The following is a 3531-nucleotide window of genomic DNA, read 5'->3' on the forward strand; positions in this document are numbered from 1 at the left end:
ACCCGCGCGGCCATGCAGGATGGGGGGATGAGCGGGAGCGCGGAAACAGGCGTGGACGTACGGGGCACGGTGGCGCCCGGATTCGAAGCGGTCCGCGGGCGCCCGGCCCGGCGGGGCGAAGTCCTGCGTGAAGGGCACGGGGCACCGTCCTGTCGTTCCGCTTCGTGCGGGATTGATCGTCTTTGTGGTCGTCCGCGAACCGTGTACGGAACAAGGGGTGTTCCGGGCGTTCCAGTTGTTCTGCGTGTTCCGCGTGTTCTGGGTGGGTCCCGGGGGTTCCGTCACGGCCTCGGCATAGCTTAGGTTAGCCTTACCTCAGTTCGCCAGGCCTCGGAGGGGTCCATGCTGTCGTCCCGATCCACCCGCGCGCTCGCCGTCGCGCTCTTCGCGGTACTGCTGGGAGCCCTGCTCCCGGCCACCGCCGCACAAGCGGCGAGCCGTACGGTGCAGGGCGGGCGACTGGACTGGGGGATCAAGTCCTCCTTCCAGAGCTACGTCACCGGCCCCATCGCGGGGGGCAGTTGGAGCCTCACCGGCGGAGCCGCCACGGTCGGCGCCGGCCAGTTCCGCTTCCACTCGGCCACCGGTTCCTACGACCCGGCCACCGGTGCCTTCTCCTCCGGCTTCTCGGGCGGAGTCCACTTCGTCGGCCACCGCACGGACGACGGTTCCTACGAGCTCGACCTCACCATCGCCCGGCCCACCGTCCGGATCTCCGGCGGCTCCGGCACGCTCTACGCCGACATGACCAGCAAGGAGCGGGGGACCGGACGGGTCACCACCCGGTCCCAGGTGCCGCTCGCCACGCTCGGCCTCGGCGGCATCGACATGCGGGGCGGCTCCACCCCCGTCGCGCTCGACAACGTCCCCGCGACGCTGACGTCGCAGGGCGCCACCGCCTTCGCCGGCTACTACACGGCCGGCACCCCGCTCGACCCGGTGACGCTCTCCGTCGACACCACCGCACCCGCCACATCCGCACCCAAGACCTCCCCGTCCGCGACGCCGAGCGCGTCCGGTAAGGCCGACGCCGACGCCGACGAGGCGGAAGGGGACGGGGCGACCGGGAACCGTTTCGTGGACGCGGCCGTCGACTGGGGCGTCCGCCGCACCTACCGCGAGTACGTCACCGGCCCGGTCGCCGGGGGCGAGTGGACCCTGGCCGGCGGCGCGAAGGACGGCGGGGCGCTGTTCCGCTTCCCCGGGGGGAAGGGGACGTACGACCCCGCGAAGCGAGTTCTGGAGGCGGCCTTCGTCGGCAGCGTCCACTTCACCGGAGCCGACGGACTCGACCTGGAACTCGCCCACTTCACCGTCTCGGTGAAGTCCGGCACCGGCACTCTCCGCGCCGACGCCACGAACGCCGGAGCCGTTTCGGCGAACGTCCCGCTGGTCACCTTCGACGCCGGGGGGCTCACGCCGAAGGACGGGCTCGCGGTCCTCACCGAGGCGCCCGCCACCCTCACCGCCGCCGGGGCGAAGGTCTTCGGCTCCCTCTACGCCGCCGGCACCGCCATGGACCCGGTCTCCCTGGCCGTCGCCGTGGACCGGGGCGCGACACTGCCCGCCCTGCCCGACCTGGGGAGCGGGGCCACCGCCTCGGCCGCCCCGGCGGCCACGACCCCCTCCGCGAGCCCGTCCGTCGCCACGGCGACGACCGCCGAGACGGACTCGGGCCCGGCCGCCGGAGGGTGGCTGGCCATCGGCGCACTCGCCCTCGCCGCCGCGGCCGGGGTGCTCTACGCCGGCCGCCGCCGCGCCCGCCGTTCCCGGGCGTCCGAAGAGACCCCGGGGGACTGAGCCCGCTCGGGTCCCCTCGGACGGGCGACCGAGCCCGATCCCTCCACCCGAACCCCTGGCCCACCCGGGCCCCAGGGCCGTACCCGCGCGGCCCGCTCCACGACTTCTCCCTCCCGGCGCGGCGGCCACCGGAACCCCCGGACCCGGCCGCACGCCCACCCCTGCCTTTCTTCGCCCCCTTCTCCCGAGGAGACCCCTGACCATGGCAGCCAACCGCCGCCCCATAGCCCTCGCCGCGGCCGTCGCCACCGCCGCCGCGCTGGGCGCCACCTTCGCGCTTCCGGCCCTCGCCGCCGACTCCGGTGCGGCCACCGGCACCACGGCCACCGCCGCGGCGACCCGGCTGGAGCTGAAGGACGGCACGCTCGACTGGGGCTTCAAGCAGTCCTTCCGCAGCTACATCGGTGCCGCCGGAAAGATCACCGTCTCGGACGGTGCCGAACAGGCCGCGAACAACGGCGCGTTCACCTTCGTCAACGGCAAGGGAACGTACGACCTCGCCACCCACGGCACCGACACCGCCTTCGAAGGAGGCGTCAACTTCTGGGCCCACGAAGGCGTCCTCGACATCACGCTCTCCGACGTCAAGGTCTCCACCACCGGGACCGGCGGCGCGATCACCGCCGACCTGAAGACCCCCGCGGGAACCCAGGACGACGTGGCCGTCGCCGACCTGGACCTGTCGGCCGTCCGGCCCGGTCAGGGCGACGGGGGCGCGATGGTCTTCAAGGACATCCCCGCCACCCTGACGAAGCTCGGCTCCGAGGCGTTCAACGGCATGTACCAGGAGGGCCAGGCCCTCGACCCGGCCACGCTCACCGTCACGGCGGTCACCCCCGCGACCGAGGAGCCGACCCAGGAACCGACCGACGAGCCGACGAAGGAACCGACGAAGGAGCCCACCACCGAGCCCACCGCCGAACCGACGAAGGAGCCGACCGGCACGCCCTCGCCGGACGCCTCCGCCACGGCGCCCGCCGCCGAGCAGGGCGCCCTGGTGGACGGCACCCTCGACTGGGGCGTCAAGGAGTCCTTCCGCTCGTACGTCACCGGCCCGATCGCGAGCGGCTCGGTCGAGACGACCGGCGGCGCGAAGACCACCGCGAACGGCTACCGCTTCGGTGACGCCACCGGCCGGTTCGACGCGGCGAAGAAGAGCCTGGAGGCCGACTTCAAGGGCCAGGTCCGCTTCCTCGGCCACAAGAGCGGCGACACCTACGCCCTCGACCTCTCCTTCTCCGCCCTGCGCGTCGAGGTGACCGGCACCTCCGGCAAGCTGATCGCGGACGTGTCCTCGAAGGATCGCGAGACCGGAAAGACCGAAGTCAGCAAGGGACTTGCCCTCGCCGATCTCACCGTGCCCGCTGCCGCACTGACCGCGAAGGACGGCGTGGTGACGCTCGCGGGCGTCCCCGCCACACTCACCGAGGGCGGTTCCGCGGCATTCGGCGGGATGTACGAGAAGGGCGAGAAGCTCGACGCGCTGACCGTCGCCGTCTCCCTCGACGAGAACGCCCAACTGCCGGGCGCGGGTTCGACGGGCTCGACCGGTTCCACGGGCTCGACCGGTGCGACGGGCTCGACCGGTTCCACGGGCTCCACCGGTTCGACGGGCTCGACCGGCTCCGGCTCCGTGGCCCGAGATGGTGTAGTCGAAGGTGCCGAAGGGGTTGATCACCTGGACCGGGTCGCCGATGCCGAGCTTGGAGTGGTCGGCGCTGTCCGCGTCGA

Annotated in this window: 2 protein-coding genes; both read left to right on the top strand. The window is 73.0% G+C overall.

Annotation, left to right across the window (positions count from 1 at the left end; translation table 11 throughout):
- Window positions 1-342 precede the first annotated feature (342 nt).
- Window positions 343-1800 carry an HtaA domain-containing protein gene (locus ACWD3D_RS34880; protein WP_451464696.1) on the top strand — a complete coding sequence of 486 codons (1458 nt, stop codon included), beginning with the start codon at window positions 343-345 and terminating at the stop codon, window positions 1798-1800.
- A 202-nt stretch (window positions 1801-2002) separates the two neighbouring features.
- On the top strand, window positions 2003-3531 hold a 1529-nt coding region (locus tag ACWD3D_RS34885; protein WP_451464697.1), incomplete at its 3' end, for an HtaA domain-containing protein.

The sequence above is a fragment of the Streptomyces sp. NPDC002690 genome (genome assembly GCF_053592415.1).